This is a genomic window from Microbacterium sp. (genome assembly GCF_044508325.1).
Lineage (GTDB): Bacteria > Actinomycetota > Actinomycetes > Actinomycetales > Microbacteriaceae > Microbacterium.
This window is the reverse complement of record NZ_JBIQHX010000004.1, coordinates 1-2,490: the sequence shown is the minus strand read 5'-3', so window position 1 is coordinate 2,490 and position 2,490 is coordinate 1. Positions and strand designations below refer to the sequence as shown.

3 protein-coding genes are annotated in these 2,490 nt (G+C 68.5%); all 3 read left to right on the top strand.

All coding sequences use genetic code 11. The annotated features are described in order from the left end of the window. The coding region (locus ACIWQI_RS04325; protein WP_396655884.1) for an aminotransferase class I/II-fold pyridoxal phosphate-dependent enzyme at window positions 1-492 on the top strand (492 nt) is incomplete at its 5' end. A 124-nt stretch (window positions 493-616) separates the two neighbouring features. Further along, on the top strand, window positions 617-2,053 hold the full coding sequence (locus ACIWQI_RS04320; protein WP_396655883.1) for a PD-(D/E)XK nuclease family protein: 1,437 nt from the start codon (window positions 617-619) through the stop codon (window positions 2,051-2,053). A 138-nt stretch (window positions 2,054-2,191) separates the two neighbouring features. After that, window positions 2,192-2,490, top strand: a 299-nt coding sequence (locus tag ACIWQI_RS04315; RefSeq protein WP_396655882.1) for a cbb3-type cytochrome c oxidase subunit I, incomplete at its 3' end; no start/stop codon positions are given.

Genomic DNA, 2,490 nt, shown 5'->3' with positions numbered 1-2,490 from the left:
TTGGCGGGCCGCACGATCACCGTCGGCGCCGCATCGAAGGAGCTCCGCATGATCGGGTGGCGCGTCGGCTGGGTGGTCGGGCCCGCACAGATTCTGCGGGACATCAATCTCGTGGGATTGACCAACGTGGTCTGCCAGGTCGGCATCGCCCAGGAGGCGGTCGCGGCAGCTCTGACGGCACCCGACGCCGCCGCCGACGTCGCCCGCGCGACCGCTGTCTGGAAGGCGCGGCGTGACACGATCATCGACCAGCTCGCCGGCTACCCGGTGATCCGCCCGGACGGAGGCTGGTCGCTGCTCATCGATACCGTTCCCCTGGAACTGTCCGCAGCCGACGCCGTGGAGCGACTCTTCGAACGCGGGCGCGTCGCGGCCACCCCGATGACGGGATGGGGCCCGGGCGGAGACTGCTACGTGCGCCTCATGTTCGCGAACGAGCCCGCGGAGCGACTCGTCGACCTCCGGGCGCGATTCGACGAGGCCTGGTCCTGACCATTCCGGGACGACCGCCTCGCGCCACGTGACCCGCGGCGATCGACTGACTCTTCGGCCAGGTGTGCGCCGGAGACGCCGGCTTCGACGGGCCATGTCCGCCACCGTCGATAGCTTTGGGGGTGTGCATCCACCCGATCCGATCCCGGCCGTCGCCGACCCGACGGTGATCTTCGTCATCAACCGCGCGTGGGCGCCGGGGTTCAGCGACGAGCAGACGTACGACGCGACCCGAAGATACTGGAAAGTCGGCGCGGACACGCGGGAGCGGGCGGTGTACGCGCTGGGGGTAGCGGGCGGAGTCGTGCGCGGTGCGTATCGGATCGAGTCCTGGCATCCGGGCGGCGCCGAGGGCAGGTGGGGCTTCACGGGCCGTCCCGCGCCCGAGCTGGCAGTCGTGGGCACGAGCGTGGAACGACTCGCGCCCCCACGGGGTGCCGCGAACCCGGTCCGCCGCTACCTGGACGGCATTCCGCCGAGCGCCGACGAGCCCGTCGGGGTCATCGCCCGGGAGCTCAGCACCGAACCGCTCGCCCGCATCATGTACGGGCAGCGGGAGCTGTTCCACAGCAACTTCCTCGCCTGGTTCTTCGACACGCTCCCGGAGATCGCCGACGCTGTCTTCCGCGATCTCACGGCGGACGCCGAGGACGACGGGGGCCGGGTTCGGCGCGTGGAACGCGAGCGGCAGAACCTTGATCTCGTGCTGCAGTGGCCGGATGCCGCGCCCCTTGTCATCGAGAACAAGGTGTTCTCCCTCCCCGACGCCGGGCAGCTCGAGGAGTATCGGGCGAAGACCGCACGTTGGAAGGGGGCACCGGCACAGCATGTCCTGCTCAGCATGTCGCCGCCGGATGCGCCCGTTGAAGGCTGGACGTACCTCAGCTACCAGGATCTCGCCGAGCGGATCGACGTGGCTCTCGCGGAGACCGACGACGAGCGGTATGAGATCGAGACGCTTCGCCGCTACTCCCGTGTCGTCAGGCTCCTGAGCGCGCTCTTGGAAACCACGGTCGTCCACTCGTCGGCAGAGTCGGCGTGGCTCGACGGCACGGAGCTCGCCGAGATCGACTCGCCGCAGACCCGCACTGCGCTGCGGAAGCTGCGTGCGCGCCGAGTGCAGGCGATGGTGGCGGAGCAGGCGCCCGGGGTCGGCCGGACCGAGGCCGACATCAGTCACGGGCACCCGCTGGTCGGGTGGAGACGCCGAGTGCGCGTGGGTGAGGTCGAGATTCAGGCCGGGTGGCAGTACCAGGAAGGGCAGTTCCGGCTGTGCGTCGTGCTGCCCCATCTCGCCGGGCGATCCGAGGCCGACAAGCGTGCACGCGAAGCGTTCGCGACAGAGCATCCCGAGCTGTTCGACTTCACCGCGCTCTACGCGGTGCTCGGGCCGGCTGACGGGCACGTGATGCCGCGGGCAGGATTCGGGCACTTCGCGCCGGACTTCGTCTACCGCTATGTGAAGGCGCCTGACCAGAGCGTCCAGCAGCTGATCTCCGCCACGCACGCCATCGAGGCGCGACTGCGTGCGTTCGAGGAACGCACCCCGCCGACCCGGTGAGTCCCGCCTCGGAAGAACCCCCGCATTTGCGGATCGTGGGAAGAGAGAGTAAATACAAGTAGTGGTTGTATCAATTCCCTGCCCGACCGTCGTGCCGCACACCCTCGGCCCCGCAGTGCCAGCCCGAGGAAGAGTGTCTTGTCCACGCCCCGCAGCGAAGTCGTCACCGAGTCCAGCACACGTCCCTCCACGTGGCCACCACGACAGACCGAGCTGCTGACCGCGTCCCGGGTCGAGCAGAAGGGCAACATCGTCGTCCGGTGGATCACCTCCACCGACCACAAGACGATCGGGTACATGTACCTGATCGCCGTCGTGATGTTCTTCATGCTCGGCGGGCTGATGGCCCTGATCATCCGGGCTGAGCTGTTCGAGCCCGGACTGCAGATCATCCCGACCAAGGAGCAGTACAACCAGCTGTTCACGATGCACGGCAC